Here is a 17,600-nt window from a genome sequence, read left to right as displayed (position 1 = left end):
GTAGCAAGGAAGGCGTCCATCGGATGGCGAACGAAGAGAAGCTTCGCGACTACCTCAAGCGGGTCACCACCGACCTCGCCCAGGTCAGGGAGCGCCTGCGGGAGGTGGAGGAACGCCGGCCCGAGCCGGTGGCGATCGTCGGGATGGCGTGCCGGTTCCCGGGCGGGGTGTCCTCGCCCGGCGACCTGTGGCGGCTGGTGGAGTCGCGCGGCGACGGCATCGGGCCCTTCCCCGACAACCGCGGCTGGCCGACGGACCTGGTGGACCCCGACCCGGACGCCGCCGGCAAGACGCTCTCCGGCGAGGGCGGCTTCCTCTACGACGCCGCGGAGTTCGACGCGGCCTTCTTCGGCATCAGCCCCCGCGAGGCCCTGGCGATGGACCCGCAGCAGCGGCTGCTGCTGGAGACGTCGTGGGAGGCGCTGGAGGACGCGGGCATCGACCCGATCAGGCTGCGAGGCAGCGCCACCGGCGTCTTCACCGGGCTCTTCTACCACGACTACCTGCCCTCCCACTCGATGCCGGAGGAGGTAGAGGGATACGTGGGCGTCGGCGCGACCGCCTCGGTCGCCTCGGGCCGGGTGGCGTACTCGCTGGGCTTCGAGGGTCCGGCGGTGACGATCGACACGGCGTGCTCGTCGTCGCTGGTAGCGCTGCACCTGGCCGCGCAGTCGCTGCGTTCGGGCGAGAGCACGCTCGCCCTGGCCGGCGGCGTGAAGGTGATGTCCACCCCCAACACCTTCATCGACTTCTCGCGGCAGCGTGCCGTCGCCGTCAACGGGCGCTGCAAGTCCTACGCTGAGGGCGCCGACGGCACCGCGTGGGGCGAGGGCGTGGGTGTTCTGGTGGTGGAGCGGTTGTCGGACGCACGGCGCAACGGACACCGCGTGCTGGCGGTGGTGCGGGGGAGTGCGGTCAATCAGGATGGTGCGTCGAACGGTCTGACGGCGCCGAACGGTCCGTCCCAACGGCGGGTGATCCGGGCGGCGTTGGCGGATGCGGGGTTGGCGTCGGCTGATGTGGACGTGGTGGAGGGGCACGGTACGGGGACGGCGCTGGGTGACCCGATCGAGGCGCAGGCGCTGCTGGCGACCTACGGTCAGGATCGTCCGGAGGGACGGCCGTTGCTGTTGGGTTCGGTGAAGTCGAACATCGGGCACGCACAGGCCGCCGCGGGTGTGGCGGGCATCATCAAGGTGATCGCCGCGATGCAGCATGGGGTGGTTCCCGCGACGCTGCATGCCGAGGTGCCCTCCTCGCACGTGGACTGGGACGCGGGTGCGGTGCGTCTCGCCACCGAGTCCGTGCCGTGGCCGGAGACGGGTGGGCGGCCGCGTCGTGCGGGGGTGTCGTCCTTCGGGTTCTCCGGTACGAACGCGCATGTGATCATCGAGGCGCCCGAGGTGCCTGAGCCGGTCGAGGAGGGTGTCGAGGTTCAGGGTGCGCCTGGGCTCGTGGGCGGGGCCAGTGTGGGGTTGCCGGTGGTGCCGTGGGTGGTGTCGGGTCGGTCGGTTGAGGGGTTGGCGGGTCAGGCGGGGCGGTTGTTGGAGTTTGTGGGGGAGGGGTGTGGGCGGGCTGATGTGGTGGATGTGGGGTGGTCGTTGGTGTCGTCGCGTGCGGTGTTGGAGCATCGTGCGGTGGTGCTTGGTGGGGATGGGGCGGAGTTGTGTGCGGGGTTGGGTGCGGTGGCGGAGGGGGCCGAGGGGCCTGGTGTGGTGTCGGGTGTGGTGGGTGGTGTGGGTCGGTTGGGGTTGGTGTTCACGGGTCAGGGTGCGCAGCGGGTGGGGATGGGGCAGGGGTTGTATGGGGCGTTTCCGGTGTTTGCGGAGGCGTTTGATGAGGTGTGTGAGGTGTTGTCGGGTCTGGTGGGTGGGTCGGTGGGTGCGGTGGTGCGGGGTGAGGGCGAGGGCTCGTGGCTGGGTGGGGGTGAGGTGGATGAGACGGTGTGGGCGCAGTGTGGGTTGTTCGCGGTTGAGGTGGCGTTGTTCCGTCTGTTGGAGTCGTGGGGCATAGCCCCGCAGGTCGTCGGCGGTCATTCGATCGGGGAGTTGGCTGCTGCTCATGTGGCGGAGGTGTGGTCGTTGGGGGATGCGTGTCGGGTGGTGGCGGCGCGGGGTCGGTTGATGCAGGGGTTGCCGTCGGGTGGGGCGATGGTGGCGGTGGAGGCGTCGGAGGTGGAGGTGCGGGAGGCGCTGGCGGGCTTTGCGGGTGTGGGGGTTGCGGCGGTGAATGGTCCGCGGGCGGTGGTGGTGTCGGGGGTGGAGGACGAAGTGCTGGCGGTGGCGGAGGCGTTGGCGGCGAGGGGTGCGCGGACGCGGCGGTTGCGGGTGTCGCATGCGTTCCATTCGCCGTTGATGGAGCCGATGTTGGCGGAGTTCGGTGAGGTCGTCGCGAGCGTGGAAAGTCACCGTCCGCGCCTGGTGATGGTGTCCGGGCTGACCGGTGGTGTGGTGTCGGAGGAGGTCACCGACGCCTCCTACTGGGTGCGGCACGTGCGTGACGCGGTGCGGTTCGCGGACGCGGTGGAGGCGATGCGCGCCGCGGGTGTGGGCACCTTCGTGGAGCTCGGGCCGGACGGTGTCCTGTCGGGTCTCGGGCCGCTGACCCGAACGGAGGCCGCGGAGGACACGGAGGCGAACGGGGACATCGTCGAGTCGTGGACGCCGGTTCTGCGGCGTGGCCGGGATGAACCGCGGGCGTTGCTGACGGCGTTGGCGAAGGTGTTCGTCCGCGGGGTCCCGGTGGCCTGGGAGAAGGTCTACGCGGGGACGGGCGCGCGTCGGGTGGACCTGCCGACGTATGCCTTCCAGCGCCGCCGCTACTGGCTGGGTGTGGCGGCCAGCAGTCGTGCCGAGGATCTCGGGCTGGCGGGTCCCGGACACGCGCTGCTGGGTGCGTCGGTGGTGTTGCCGGCGAGCGGTGGTGTGGTGCTGACCGGGCGGTTGGCGCTGTCGTCGCACCCGTGGCTGGCCGATCACGCGGTGGCCGGTCGGACGGTCGTGCCGGGGGCGGCGCTGGTGGAGATGGTGGTGCGGGCCGGTGATGAGGTGGGGTGCTCCCGTGTCGAGGAGCTGCTGAGCGAGGCCCCGCTCGTGCTGCCCGCGCAGGGTGGCGTACGGGTCCAGATCGCGGTGGCGGAGCCGGACGAGGACGGGCGCTGCGCGTTCAGCGTCTACGCCCAGGACGAGGATGTGCCCCCGGAAGGCGAGTGGACCCGGCACGCGAACGGCGTGCTCTGCGCCGCCGAGGCGGTGGCGGAGGAGACCGGCGACGGTTTCCGTCCGTGGCCGCCCTCCGACGCCGAGCCCGTCGAACTGGACTCTCTCTACCCGGAGTTGGCGGCGCGCGGCCTGAGCTACGGGCCGGTGTTCCAGGGGCTGCGCAGCGCTTGGCGCAAGGGCGCGGAACTCTACGCCGAGGTCGCCCTGCCCTCCGACGTGAGCGTGGCCGGGTTCGGCCTGCACCCCGCGCTGCTCGATGCCGCCCTGCATGTGGCGGCGGCGGACACCGGCGACGGCCTGACGCTGCCGTTCGCCTGGAACGACGTCACCGTGCACGCCTCGGGAGCGACCGCGGCCCGCGTACGGGTGGCGCCCGCCGCCACCGGCGAAGGGCTCACGGTGACGCTGGCCGACCTCGGCGGCGGCCTCGTCGCCACGGTCGGCAGGCTGGCGGTGCGCACCGCCTCGCCCGCCGAACTCGCGGCCGGTGCGCACACGGCGGACGACGCCCTGTTCGGGGTCGAGTGGGTGCTTGCCGCGGCTCCGGCGCCGGACGGGCAGCGGCAGCCCGCGGGCAGTTGGGCCGTACTCGGCGGAACGGCGGACGGCGCCGCCCTCGAACTCCCGGGCGCGGCGGCGTATCCGGACCTGGCCGCTCTGGTGGCGGCGGTCGAGGCAGGGGCCGAGGCCCCGCGGACCGTCGTGGTGCGCGCCGTACCGGACCCGGCCGCCGGGGACGTGGCGGCGGTCGCCCACCGCACCACGGCCGACGTCCTGGAACTCCTGCGCGGCTGGCCGGCCGCGGACCTGCCGGACGAGACGCGGCTCCTCGTCCTGACCGAACGCGCGGTGGACGCGGGACCGGAGGCCCCTGTGGACCTCGCCGCCGCCACGGTGTGGGGCCTGGTGCGGGTCGCGCAGACGGAGCACCCCGGCCGGATACTGCTCGCCGACATGGACGGCGTGTCAGGCGGCGCGGCGGACCGGCTGGCCGCCGGCGTGGAGTCGGGCGAGCCGCAGTTCGCCGTCCGGGACGGGCAGCTGCGCGTGCCGCGGCTCACCCGGGTACGGTCCACGACCCCGCCCGCCGAGCGGGCAGGCCGCCGCGGGACCGTCCTCGTCACCGGTGCCTCCGGTGTGCTGGGCGGCCTGGTGGCTCGCCACCTCGCGCGGACCGGGCGGGCCGAGCACCTGCTGCTCGTCTCCCGCCGCGGCGGCGAGGCGGCCGGGATGCCGCAACTCCTCGCCGCCATCGAGGAGTACGGCGTCCAGGCCACCGCCGTCGCGTGCGACACCGCCGACCGTGCACAGCTCGCGGACGTGCTCAAGGGCGCGCCGCTGACGGGGGTCGTGCACGCGGCCGGCGTGCTGGACGACGGCCTGCTGGCGACCCTCACCCCCGAGCGGCTGGCGGCGGTGCTGCGGCCGAAGGTGGACGCGGCCTGGAACCTGCACGAGCTGACCCGCGACCTGGACCTCGACACCTTCGTGCTGTTCTCCTCGATCGCGGGTGTGGTCGGCAACGCCGGTCAGGCCAACTACGCCGCCGGGAACACCTTCCTGGACGCGCTGGCCGCCTACCGGCACCGGCAGGGCCTGCCCGCGGTGTCGCTGGCCTGGGGCCCCTGGGAGAACGGCATGGTCGGCGACCTCTCCGAGGCCGATCTCCAGCGCATGGCCCGCCAGGGACTGAAGCCGCTGTCCGGCACCCGGGGGCTCGCGGTGCTGGACGCCGCCGCCGACCGGGCCGAACCGCTGCTCGTGGCCGCGGCACTCGACCCCGGAGTGCTGCGCCACTCCGGCGAGGTCCCGCCGCTGTTCTCCGGCCTCGTCCGGGGCCGTACGACCGCGCAGGCCGCCCGTCGGACGGCCGGCCAGCCCGCCGCCGAGGACCGCAACGCCCTCGCCGCGCGCCTGGCCGGGCTGAGCCGGGCCGAGGGCCACGACGTCCTCCAGGACCTCGTCGTCACCCAGGCCGCCCTGGTCCTGGGCATGTCCGGCCCCGGCAGCCTCGACGCCGACCGCCCGTTCCGCGACGTCGGCTTCGACTCGCTGACCGCCGTGGAACTGCGCAACCGGCTCGGCAAGGCCACCGGCCTGCGGCTGCCGGCCACCGCCGTGTTCGACTACCCGACCCCTGCCGCGCTGGCCGGCTACGCCCTGACCGAACTCGTCGGCCGGCTGGACGCGGCGGACACCGCCCGCCCGGGTGCCGCGGGCGCGGCCACGGCGGGCGGCGGCGCGGTGGACGACGACCCGGTGGCGATCGTCGGGATGGCGTGCCGTTTCCCCGGCGGCGCCGCGTCCCCGGCCGACTTCTGGCGGATGCTGGCCGCGGGCGAGGACGGGGTGGGCCCCTTCCCCGCGGACCGCGGCTGGTCGACGGACCTGGTGGACCCCGACCCGGACGCCGTGGGCAAGACCGTCTCCGGCGAGGGCGGGTTCCTCTACGACGCGGCCACGTTCGACGCGGAGTTCTTCGGCGTCAGCCCCCGCGAGGCCCTGGTGATGGACCCGCAGCAGCGGCTGCTGCTGGAGACGTCGTGGGAGGCGCTGGAGGACGCGGGCATCGACCCGGCCGGGCTGCACGCCAGCGCGACGGGCGTGTTCACCGGCATGTTCCACCACGACTACCTCTCCGCTACCGGACTGCCGGAGGAGGCCGAGGGATACGTCGGCCTCGGCGCCACCGGATCGGTCGCCTCGGGCCGGGTGGCGTACTCGCTGGGCCTGGAGGGTCCGGCGGTGACGATCGACACGGCGTGCTCGTCGTCGCTGGTGGCGCTGCACCTGGCCGCGCAGTCGCTCCGCTCGGGCGAGAGCTCCCTCGCCCTGGTCAGCGGCGTCAACGTGATGTCCACCCCGGTCACCTTCATCGACTTCTCGCGGCAGCGCGGGCTGGCTGCGGACGGGCGCTGCAAGGCGTACTCGGACCAGGCGGACGGCACCGGCTGGGGCGAGGGCGTGGGTGTCCTGGTGGTGGAGCGGTTGTCGGACGCACGGCGCAACGGACACCGGGTTCTTGCGGTGGTGCGGGGGAGTGCGGTCAATCAGGATGGTGCGTCGAACGGTCTGACGGCGCCCAACGGACCGGCCCAACAGCGCGTCATCCGAGCGGCGTTGGCCGACGCGCGCCTGACGCCGGCCGATGTGGACGTGGTGGAGGGGCACGGCACGGGGACGGCGTTGGGTGACCCGATCGAGGCGCAGGCGCTGCTGGCGACCTACGGCCGAGACCGTCCCGCCGACCGTCCCCTCTGGCTCGGGTCGGTGAAGTCGAACATCGGGCACGCACAGGCCGCCGCGGGCGTGGCCGGGGTCATCAAGACGGTGCTGGCGCTCCAGCACGGGCTGGTCCCGCGGACCCTGCACGCCGACACCCCGTCCTCGCATGTGGATTGGGACGCGGGCGCGGTGCGTCTCGCCACCGAGTCCGTGCCGTGGCCGGAGACGGGTGGGCGGCCGCGTCGTGCGGGGGTGTCGTCCTTCGGGTTCTCCGGTACGAACGCGCACGTGATCATCGAGGCGCCCGAGGTGCCTGAGCCGGTCGAGGAGGGTGTCGAGGTTCAGGGTGCGCCTGGGCTCGTGGGCGGGGCCGGTGTGGGGTTGCCGGTGGTGCCGTGGGTGGTGTCGGGTCGGTCGGTTGAGGGGTTGGCGGGTCAGGCGGGGCGGCTGCTGGAGTTTGTGGGGGAGGGGTGTGCGGCGGTTGACGCGGTGGATGTGGGGTGGTCGTTGGTGTCGTCGCGTGCGGTGTTGGAGCATCGTGCGGTGGTGCTTGGTGGGGATGGGGCGGAGTTGTGTGCGGGGTTGGGTGCGGTGGCGGAGGGGGCCGAGGGGCCTGGTGTGGTGTCGGGTGTGGTGGGTGGTGTGGGTCGGTTGGGGTTGGTGTTCACGGGTCAGGGTGCGCAGCGGGTGGGGATGGGTCAGGGGTTGTATGGGGCGTTTCCGGTGTTCGCGGAGGCGTTTGATGAGGTGTGTGGGGTGTTGTCGGGTCTGGTGGGTGGGTCGGTGGGTGCGGTGGTGCGGGGTGAGGGCGAGGAGTCGTGGCTGGGTGGGGGTGATGTGGATGAGACGGTGTGGGCGCAGTGCGGGTTGTTCGCGGTCGAGGTGGCCCTGTTCCGTCTGCTGGAGTCGTGGGGCATAGCCCCGCAGGTGGTGGGCGGTCATTCGATCGGTGAGTTGGCGGCTGCTCATGTGGCGGGGGTGTGGTCGTTGGGGGATGCGTGTCGGGTGGTGGCGGCGCGGGGTCGGTTGATGCAGGGGTTGCCGTCGGGTGGGGCGATGGTGGCGGTGGAGGCGTCGGAGGCCGAGGTGCTTGAGGCCCTGGCGGGCCGTGCGGGTGTGGGGGTTGCGGCGGTGAATGGTCCGCGTGCGGTGGTGGTGTCGGGGGTGGAGGACGAAGTGCTGGCGGTGGCGGGGGTGTTGGCGGCGGGGGGTGCTCGGACGCGGCGGTTGCGGGTGTCGCATGCGTTTCATTCGCCGTTGATGGAGCCGATGTTGGCGGAGTTCGGCGAGGTCGTCGCGAGTGTGGAGAGCCGGCGTCCGCGCCTGGTGATGGTGTCCGGGCTGACCGGTGGTGTGGTGTCGGAGGAGGTGACGGATGCTTCGTACTGGGTGCGTCATGTGCGTGACGCGGTGCGGTTCGCGGATGCGGTGGAGGCGATGCGCGCCGCGGGCGTAGGGACGTTCGTGGAAGTGGGCCCGGACGGTGTGCTGTCCGCGTTGGGGCCCGCGACGCGAACGGAGCCTGCGGAGGCCGCCGTTGAGTCGTGGACGCCGGTTCTGCGCCGGGGGCGGGATGAGCCGCGGGCGTTGCTGACGGCGTTGGCGAAGGTGTTCGTCCGGGGTGTTCCCGTCGCGTGGGAGAAGGTCTACGCGGGGACGGGTGCGCGTCGGGTGGACCTGCCGACGTATGCGTTCCAGCGCCGCCGCTACTGGCTCAACTCGACCACCAGCAGCCGCGCCGAGGATCTCGGGCTGGCGGCTCCCGGGCACGCGCTGCTGGGTGCGACCGTCGACCTGCCGGCGTCCGGGGAGACCGTGCTGACCGGGCAGCTGTCCCTGTCCGCGCACCCGTGGATCGGCCGCTCGACGGTTGCGGGGCGGGTCGTACTCCCCGCCGCCGCGCTGCTGGACATGGCCGTGCGGGCCGCCGACGAGGTCGGCTGCGACCGCGTCGAGGAACTGCTCGTCGACACGCCCCTGGTGCTCCCCGCGCGCGGCGGCGTACGGGTCCAGGTGACCGTGGGCACCGCCCGCGCGGACGGGCTGCGGGACGTCGCGGTCCACGCACGGCTGCCCGAAGGCGCGTGGGTGCGGCACGCCTCGGGCACCCTCGCCCCGGCCGGCGCCGGCACCGGCCCGGACGGCGGCCCGGACGACAACGCCACCGCGGACACGGCGCCCTGGAGCACCCCGTGGCCGCGGGCCGGCGCCGTCCCGACCGACGTGGCCGGGCTGTACGACGCGCTGGCGGCCGCCGGACTCGACTACGGCCCGGAGTTCCGGGGCGTGCGGGCCGCCTGGCGCCAGGGTGACGAGGTGTTCGCGGAGATCGCCCTGCCCGAGGGCACCGACGTGTCCGGGTTCGGCGTCCATCCCGCGCTGCTCGACGCCTCGTTCCACCTGACCGCCCTCGCCGAGGCCGAGCAGCGCCGGGCCTCCGACGACGGGCCCCCGCAGCCGCTCGCCTGGAGCCGCGTACGGCTGCACGCGTCCGGCGCGACGGCCGCGCGGCTGCGCGTTTCGCCGTCGGCCTCCGGCGAGGGCGTGTCGGTGGAGCTCGCCGACCCGGCGGGCCGGCCGATCGCCTCGGCCGGTTCGGTGGCCGTGGTGCCGCTTGCTCCCGGGGCTCTCGACACGGCCGCTGGAGCAGCTCACGACGGGTTGTTCCGGGTCGCCTGGTCCGTCGCGGACACGGCGCCCACCTCCGCCGCGCCCGAACGCCCCTGGGCCGTGCTCGGCGACGAGGGCGGGGCGGACGTCCCGGGCGCCCAGGTCTACGCGGACGTCGCCGAGTTGGCCGCGGCGCTCGACGCGGGTGCGCCGGTACCCGGCGCGGTGGTGTTCCGCGGCCTGCCGGACGCCGGACCGGACGAGGAACCCACGGCCGTTCCCGTTCCCGTTCCCGCTGCCGTGCCCACGGCCGTTCCCGTTCCCGAGACCGCACGCCGGGCCGCCGTGCGGACGCTGGAGACCCTCCGTGCGCTGCTGTCCGCGCCGCGGCTGGACGGCGCCCGGCTGGTGGTGGTGACCGAGTGCGGCGTGGACGCGGACTCCGGCACCGCGATACGGCTGGAGCACGCGGGCGTCGTCGGCCTGGTGCGTACGGCCGCGGCCGAGCATCCGGAGCGGATCGTGCTCGCGGACGTCGACCGGCTCGCCGGCTGCGGTCCCCTCCTGGTGGCCGGAACCGCCCTGGACGAGCCGCAGTTCGCGGTGCGCGACGGCCGGGTGCGGGTGCCGCGGCTGGCCCGCGCGGCCGGGGACGGACCCGCCCGCCCGGACGGCGAGGTGTCCGGGCAGGACCCGGCCGCGACAGCCGGGGAGACCGCGGACCCGACACCGTCCACCACCCCCGGGACGGTGCTGCTGACCGGCGCCTCGGGCGCCCTCGGCGGACTCCTCGCCCGGCACCTGGCGCGCACCGGCCGGGCCGGGCGGCTGCTGCTCACCTCGCGCCGCGGCCCGGTTGCCCCGGGCATGGCGCGGCTGGCCGCGGACCTGGCCGCGGCGGGCTGCCCGGCCCAGGTGCTGGCCTGCGACGTCGCCGACCGGGCCGAGTTGGCCGCTGTGACGGCCGGCGTCCCCGCGTCGGCGCCGCTGACCGGTGTGCTGCACACCGCGGGCGTCCTGGACGACGGCGTACTCGACTCGCTGACGCCCGAACGCGTCGACCAGGTGATGCGCCCCAAGGCCGACGCGGCCTGGCACCTGCACGAGCTGACCCGCGGCATGGACCTGGACACCTTCGTCCTGTTCTCCTCGGTCGCCGGTGTCCTCGGCACGCCGGGGCAGGCCAACTACGCGGCGGGCAACACCTTCCTTGACGCCCTGGCGGCCCACCGCCGGCAGCAGGGCCTGCCCGCGGTGTCGTTGGCCTGGGGCCCCTGGGAGCAGGGCATGGCGGGCCGGCTCACCTCCGCCGACCGGCGGCGGATGGCCCGCCAGGGGGTGCGGCCGCTGTCCGACGCCGACGGGCTCGCCCTGTTCGACGCGGCGCTCGACCGGAGCGACCCGCTGCTGGTCACCACCCGCCTCGACCCGGCCGCGCTGCGCGGTGCCGGCAGCGCGGTGCCGGCCCTGCTGACCGGCCTGGTCCGCCCGGGCCGGCGCACCGCGGGCGGCGCCGGCGGCGACGCCGGCCGGAACCTGCTGAACCAACTGGCGGCGCTGCCGGCCGCGGCACTCCGGGCGGCGGTGCTGGACCTGGTCCTCACCCAGGCCGCCCTCGTCCTGGGCCGGCCCGGCCCGGAGTCCATCGCCGCCGCCCGCTACTTCCGCCAGCTCGGCTTCGACTCGCTGACCGCGGTGGAGTTCCGCAACCGGATGAGCACCGCGCTCGGGCTGCGGCTGCCCTCGGCCGTGGTGTTCGACTACCCCACGCCCGCGGAGCTGGCCGACCACCTCCAGGAGCGGATCGCCCAGCAGGAGATCGACTACGCGCCGGTGCACGGCACCCTCGACCGGCTGGGCACGATGCTCGACGGGATCGTCCGGCGCGGGGGCAGGAAGGCCGACATCATCAGCCGCCTCGAACACCTCATGGAGGAGTTCCGGGGGGCGGAAGCGGACGACGCGTCGTCCGACGAGGACATCATCGACGCCACCGACGACGAGATGTTCGACCTCATCGACAAGGAGCTGGGAATCCAGCCGGGCACCGGAGGAGGAGCGGCGTGAGCAACCCCGCAGCAGGGCACACGCCGGCGAAGGCGTCGGACGGGTCCGGTGCCGCACCGGTGCCCCGGCCCCCCGGAGGGGACGTCTCCCCGGAGGAGGAGGCGCTGTGGCTCCTGGAGTCGCTGGCGCCGGGCACCGCCGTGAACAACCTGTCCGTGGCGTTCGCCGTCGCGGGACGGGTGGACGCGGTACGGCTGCGGGCGGCGCTGGCCGCCGTCGCCCGGCGGCACGAGGCGCTGCGCACCGTCTACCGCGGCGACGGCGCACGGCTCACCAAGGAGGTGCTGGCCGCCGAGGCACTGACCGTCCCGCTCACCGAGGCCGAACTGCCCGGTGAACCCGCGCCCGCGGACCTCGCCCCCGTGACCGCCGCTCCGTTCGCGCTGGACGGCGGGCCGATGGTGCGGGCCGCGCTGTTCCACGGCACCGGGGCACCCGGCAGCCGCGACGTGGTCTGCGTCACCGCCCACCACCTGGTCCTCGACGAGGTCTCCGGGCCGCTGCTGAGGTCCGAACTGGCCGCCGCCTACGACCAGGCCGGCACCGACGACCAGGACGGCACCGGCGGGGACCCCGTGCCGGTGCCGGGCCCGAGCCGGCCCGCGCCCCGCGCCGAAAGCCGCGCGTTCTGGCGGGCGGAGCTGGCCGGCACCGTCGCCGGGGCCGGCGAACTCGCCTGCGCCGCGCCCGAACCGGACCGGCCGACCCTGGCCACCGCGGAGGTCGACCGCACCCTCCCGCCGCACACCGCGCAGGCCCTGGACCGGCTCGCGGCGGCGACGGGCGTGCCCGAGGCCGCGATCCTGCTCGCCGCTTTCCATGTGCTGCTGGAGACCCACGGGGCCGGCTCGGACGTGCTGGTCGGCGTGCCCGTCGACCTGCGTCCCGCAGCCGCGGCCGGCGCCGTCGGCCGGCACACCCACCACGTGCCGCTGCGGCTGCGGGCCGCGTCCAAGGAGAGCATCCGCGACCTGGTGGTGCGCAGCGCCGAGCGGCTTGCCGCGGCCACCGCGCACGCCGACGTCGCCGTGGACGCGCACCCCGACCTGCTGCCCGCCCGGGCTTCCGGCCGCCACTCGCTGCCGTTCCGGTACGCCTTCGAGTACCGCGCGCCCGACGGCCCGCCGGGGTTCTCCTTCGGCGGGCTGCCCGCCGAGCCGTTCCCCGCGACCAGCGGCGCCGGCCGCTTCGACCTGCACCTGGCCGCGACCCGGCACCCCGGCCCCCAGGGCACCGTCGGGCTGCGGCTGCGCTACCGCACCGAGCTGTTCGACCCGGCGCCGGCCGCCCTGCTGCCGGCGCGTTACGAGGCGGTGCTGGCCTCGTTCGCGGCCGACCCGGACCGGGCCGTCGGGGACGTGGACTGGTGGAGCCCCCAGGACCACGCGATCATCGGCGCGGCCAACGACACGGCCGGTCCCGTCGAGCCCGCCACCGTGCTGGCGGCCGTCGAGCGGCAGGTGCGGCGCACCCCCGCCGCCGTGGCCGTCGTGGACGGCGACGACACCCTGGACTACCGGCAGTTGTGGCACGCCGCGCACACCGCGGCCGCCCTCCTGCGCAACGTGGGCCTGCGGCCCGGGGAGACGGTGGCGATCGCCCTGCCGCGCGGCGCCGAACTGGCCGCGGCGGTCCTCGGGACCTGGCTGGCGGGCGCGGCGTACATGCCGCTGGACGCCGCGCACCCGAAGGAGCGGCTGCGCCACCAGCTGTCCGACTCCGGCGCGCGGCTGCTGGTGGCGAACGGCGACACCGCGGCGCTCGGCGGCCCCGACGGTCCCGCGGTGCTGCTCGCGCCGCCCGCCCGCGACGCGGCGCCGCGACCGGAGGCCGACGCCCCGGCCGAGGCGGTCGGGGCGGCCGGGGCGGCGGACTGCGCCTACCTGATGTACACCTCCGGGTCGACCGGGCGCCCGAAGGGCACCCGGGTCGGCCACGCCGCGCTGGCCAACCTGGTCGTGCACTTCGCCGAGCAACTGGCCGCGGCCCCCGGGGACACCATGCTGTGGACCACCACGTTCGCGTTCGACATCTCCGGGCTGGAGCTGTTCGTGCCACTGGTCTCCGGCGGCACCGTGGTGGCCGCACCGGACCGTGCCAGGAGCGACGGCCGGGTACTGCGCGCGCTGCTGGAACGGCACGACGCGCGGTTCGTGCAGGCGACCCCGACCGCCTGGCGGCTGGTCATCGACCGGGCCGCGGACAGCCTGCGCGGCCGCCGTGTGCTGGTCGGCGGCGAGCCGGTGCCGCTGCCGCTGGTCCGCCGGCTGCTGGCCGCCGGCTGCGAGCTGCACCACGTCTACGGCCCCACCGAGACGACGATCTGGTCCACCTCCCGTGTGATCGCGGCCGACCCCGGCACCCGGCTGGACGTGGGCCGCCCGATCCGCAACACCCGCCTGCACGTCACCGACCCGCACGGCCGCGACCTGCCCGTGGGCGTACGGGGGGAGCTGTGCATCTCCGGCACCGGCGTCGCCCTGGGCTACCACGGCCGGCCCGACCTCGACGCGGAGCGCTTCGGCGTCCACCCCGAGCACGGCCGCTTCTACCGCACCGGCGACATCGCCTGCTGGCGCGCGGACGGCCTGATCGACCTGTTCGGCCGGACCGACCGCCAGGTCAAACTGCGCGGCAACCGCATCGAGTTGGGCGAGATCGAGGCGACGCTGCTGGCCCACCCCCAGGTCGGTGCGGCCGCGGTCGTCCTGGTCGGCGACCCGAGCGGCGACGGAGTGCTCGTCGGCTGCCTCGAACCGGCCGGCACCGAACTGGACCTCGCCGACGTGCACGCGCACGCCCGCGCCCGGCTGTCCCGCGCGATGCTCCCCGGGGAGCTGGTCGCGGTCGACGCCATGCCGGTCAACGGCAGCGGGAAGGTGGACCACCGGGAGCTGGCCCGTGTCGTCGCAGCCCGGCGGCCCCGGCCCGCCGTACCGGGTACGCCTGCCGCACCTGATGCGCCCGGCGGGCCGGAAAGCCCCACCGAACGGCTGACGGCCCAGCTGGTGGCGGTGTGGCGGCGCATCCTGCGCCGCGAGGACGCCGACGCCGACACCGACTTCTTCGCCGGGGGCGGGAACTCCATGCTGGCCGCCGTGGCGCTCCAGGAGTTCCAGAACGCCAGCGGGCGCTCACTGAGCCTCACCGAGATCTTCGAGCGGCCCACCCCGCGGGAGCTGGCCGCGCACGTCACCGACACCGCACCGGACGCGCAGGCACCCGCCGGGTGAGACCCGGCGCGGTGTCCGGCCGGCGGCCCCGACGTGTACGACGCGCACGACGTGTACGCGTGTACGTCGGGGCCCCGGACGGCTGCGGCGGTCACGACCCGTCGGCGGTGTTCTCGGCGTCGAGGTAGGCCAGCACGGCGCGGACCCTGCGGTTGGTGTCGTCGTCCGTGCCCAGTTCGAGCTTGGCGAAGATCGCGGTGGTGTACTTGCTGATGGCGCCCTCGCTGAGGAACAGCCGGCCCGCGATGGCCGCGTTGGACAGCCCCTCGGCCATCAGCCCCAGCACCTGCCGCTCGCGCTTGGTGAGCGACGCCAGCGGATCGGCCCGGGTCGGCCGCGCCAGCAGCTTCGAGACGACCGTCGGGTCCAGGGCGGTGCCGCCGTTCGCCACCCGGCTGACCGCGTCCAGGAACTGCTCGGCGTCCAGCACCCGGTCCTTGAGCTGGTAGCCGATGCCGCCGTGCCCGTCGGCGAGCAACTCCCGCGCGTACAACTGCTCCACGTGCTGAGAGAGGATCAGCACCGGAAGCCCCGGGATCTGGCGGCGCGCCGCCAGCGCCGCCTGGAGGCCCTCGTCGGAGAAGCTCGGCGGCAGCCGGACGTCCACGATCGCGACGTCCGGCCGGTGTTCGAGCAGCGCCTCCAGGGTGGCGGGCCCGGAGTCGACCGCGGCGACCACCGTGTGGCCGTACGCCTCGACGAGGTGCACCATCCCGTTCCGGAGCAGGAAGAGGTCTTCGGCTACGACAATTCGCACGGCACCGCCACGGTGATTCGAGTAGGTCCGCCGACGGGGCTGTCGATCTCCAGCCGTCCGCCGAACGCGTTCATACGGCGCTCGAGGCCGCGCAGCCCCGAGCCGGACGAGGGGTCGGCCCCGCCCACTCCGTCGTCCTGCACGTTCGCGGTGAGCACCCGCCCGTCATAGCCGAGCTCCACCGTCACGCGCCGCGCCGCCGCGTGCTTCGCGGCGTTCGCCAGCAGCTCCGCGACCGCGAAGTACACCGCCGACTCCACCGGCCGCTCGGGCCGGGAGGGCACCTGGCTGTGCACGTCGACGGCCACCGGCGAGTCGAGCGCGAGCGCCTGCACGGCGTCGACCAGACCGCGTTCGGTGAGCACCGGCGGGTTGATCCCGCGCACCAGCGTGCGCAGTTCGTCGAGCGCCGTCGCGGAAGAGGCGCGGGCCTCCGCGAGGATCGCCTTCGCGGCCTCCGGCTTGGTGTCGACCAGCTGCTCGGCGATGCCCATCGACATGCCCATCGCGACCAGCCGCGCCTGCGCCCCGTCGTGCAGACCGCGCTCGATCCGCTCCAGCTCCGCGGCCTGGGTCTGCGTGAGATCGGCGCGGATGGCCTCCAGTTCCGCCACCCGCCGGCCCAGCCGGGTGCTCGGGACCGGGCCGAGGAAGCGGGCCGCGACCGGGCGCAGCACCCGCCACGCGAACGGCGCCGCGGCCAGGCCCGCCACGATCGAGGCGGCGCCGTAGCCGGCGAGGGCGGGGGTGAACAGCAGGAAGACGCCGTACCCCAGACCGAGCAGCGGCAGCGCCGCGACCGGGAACACGGTGACCGACGCGACCACCGCCCACAGGCCGTCCCAGTGGAACTGCGGGTCCCGGAACCAGGCGTGCACCTTGGCACGGCGGCGGGCCTCCCGCTCGGTCTTGTGGTACTCGTGGCCGTCCCACCAGAAACCGGTCGCCATGCGCGTCACCGGCGGCACGGCGCGGTAGGCCACCTCGAGCCGCAGGTCCAGCCAGTCGGCGGCGCGGCGGCGCGCGGCCCCGGCCAGCGGCCGGCTCGCCAGCGGGTGCACCACCCACAGGGCGATGGCGACCCAGGCGATCACCACCAGGGTCTCCCCGAGCGTCGCGAGCACGCTGACCACCAGGGGCTCGCGCCGCCCCGCGCTCCAGGAGTAGGCCACCTCCGAACCGCCCACCCCCACGGGCACGGCGACGAGGGCCATCACGCAGGTGAGGCCCACCAGGACCGCGGACCGGTACAGCCCCCGCGCGGACGCGGCGCACCACCCCAGCGGACCGCCTCCAGGAGACATCCTCATCCGCTCGTTCCCTTCACCCACGGCGATCATTGTGTCAGCCGGGACGGCGGTCCGGGCCGACACGATCGACGGTACGCAGCCCGCGCCGCCCCCGATAGCCTGCTACGCCCCGCCGCCCGTGGGCCTAACCCCACCCGGCGCCGCCACCAGAGGCCGTGGCTGACGAATCCTGCCCGGCCGGCGGGGCCTGGCCCGCCCGCTCTCCCCCTGCCTTCGGCGGGTTGCGCCCCAGCGTTGCCGGTCGTCGGCGCAGGGCGCCGCGCTCTGTTCCCCAGAGCTTCGCCGGGGAGGGGCCCCGCCCATGCTGTAGGCGACGGGGGAGCACCACCCCCGTCGGCCTGCGCCCGTTGGTCGGAACGACGCTGTCCGCCGGCCACGGCCTCGGCGCCCGGGATCAGGGATGCGGCACCGTCACCGCGGTGGCGGCCACACCCCCGCCCACGATCCACCGCCCCTCGAAGTGCTGGAGCCGCCGCCCGCCCACCACCGGCCCGGGAACGAGCAGTTCCGCGCGGAACCGGCCCTGCGCCGCGTCACCCGCGGGCGCCCGTACGTCGATGTCCGCCTCGACGTCCGCCTCCTCGAAGCCCAGCCACTGCCCGGTCAGCGGGAACCACGCCTTGTAGACCGACTCCTTCGCGCTGAACAGCAGCAGGTCCCAGTGGACGTCCGGCCGCCGGGCCGCGAGAGCGGCGAGCCGCTGCCGCTCCGCGGGCAGCGAGACCGTCCTCAGCACCCCGTGCGGCAGTGGCGCGTGCGGCTCCGCGTCGATGCCGAGGGAGGCCAGGTCGGCGGCGCGGACCAGGGCGGCGGCCCGGTATCCGGCACAGTGCGTCATGCTGCCGCGCAGGCCCTCCGGCCAGCACGGGGCGCCGCCCTGGCCGGTCGGCACCGCCTGCGGCGGCACGCCCAGCTTCACCATGGCGCGGCGGGCGCAGGCACGCACGGTGGCGAACTCGCGGCGGCGCCTGTCCACCGCCTTCGCCACGAGCGCCGCCTCCTGCGGATACAGCGCGAGGTGCGCGGTCTCGTCGTCGCCGAGCGCCTCCACGACCGTCACCGGTTCGGGGAGGACCTGTTCGAGCACGAAGACCCCCTTCACCGGCAGGGCGCGGTACGGCCCGTCCGGTTCGGCAGCAGTCCTACCAGAGCGCCGACACCCGGGCGGGCCGCGGAC

The 17,600-nt window shown here is 75.0% G+C and carries 5 protein-coding genes; 2 read left to right on the top strand and 3 right to left on the bottom strand.

The genetic code is table 11. The features are described from left to right. The first annotated feature begins 23 nt into the window (after positions 1-23). Positions 24-11,123, top strand: a complete 11,100-nt coding sequence (locus AC3EVP_RS05670; protein ID WP_435126775.1) for an SDR family NAD(P)-dependent oxidoreductase — start codon at positions 24-26, stop codon at positions 11,121-11,123. Further along, a complete protein-coding gene (locus tag AC3EVP_RS05665; protein WP_435126773.1) occupies positions 11,120-14,356 on the top strand; it encodes a non-ribosomal peptide synthetase in 3,237 nt (1,078 codons plus the stop codon). The genes AC3EVP_RS05670 and AC3EVP_RS05665 overlap by 4 nt, the downstream gene beginning before the upstream one ends. A gap of 91 nt (positions 14,357-14,447) precedes the next feature. On the opposite strand, the gene AC3EVP_RS05660 is transcribed toward AC3EVP_RS05665, so the two are convergent. From AC3EVP_RS05660 to AC3EVP_RS05650, 3 genes are all read right to left on the bottom strand, one after another. Further along, entirely contained in the window at positions 14,448-15,113 is a 666-nt protein-coding gene (locus AC3EVP_RS05660; protein WP_435126771.1) for a response regulator transcription factor, read from the bottom strand. Beyond that, positions 15,098-16,444: a sensor histidine kinase gene (locus AC3EVP_RS05655; RefSeq protein ID WP_435126768.1), complete on the bottom strand. Its 1,347-nt coding sequence runs from the start codon at positions 16,442-16,444 to the stop codon at positions 15,098-15,100. The genes AC3EVP_RS05660 and AC3EVP_RS05655 overlap by 16 nt, the downstream gene beginning before the upstream one ends. Before the next feature lie 373 nt (positions 16,445-16,817). Next, positions 16,818-17,510 (bottom strand): 4'-phosphopantetheinyl transferase family protein, encoded by a 693-nt coding sequence (locus AC3EVP_RS05650; RefSeq protein WP_435126766.1) that lies wholly within the window; start codon positions 17,508-17,510, stop codon positions 16,818-16,820. Positions 17,511-17,600: the final 90 nt, after the last annotated feature.

It is taken from the genome of Actinacidiphila sp. bgisy144 (assembly GCF_057708105.1).
Note: the sequence above shows the minus strand (reverse complement) of the source record. Positions and strands in the feature narration are given on the sequence as shown.

Coding starts and splice junctions, on each gene's coding strand:
- AC3EVP_RS05670 (WP_435126775.1), top strand. CDS start 24: ATGGCGAACGAAGAGAAGCTTCGCGACTACCTCAAGCGGGTCACCACC.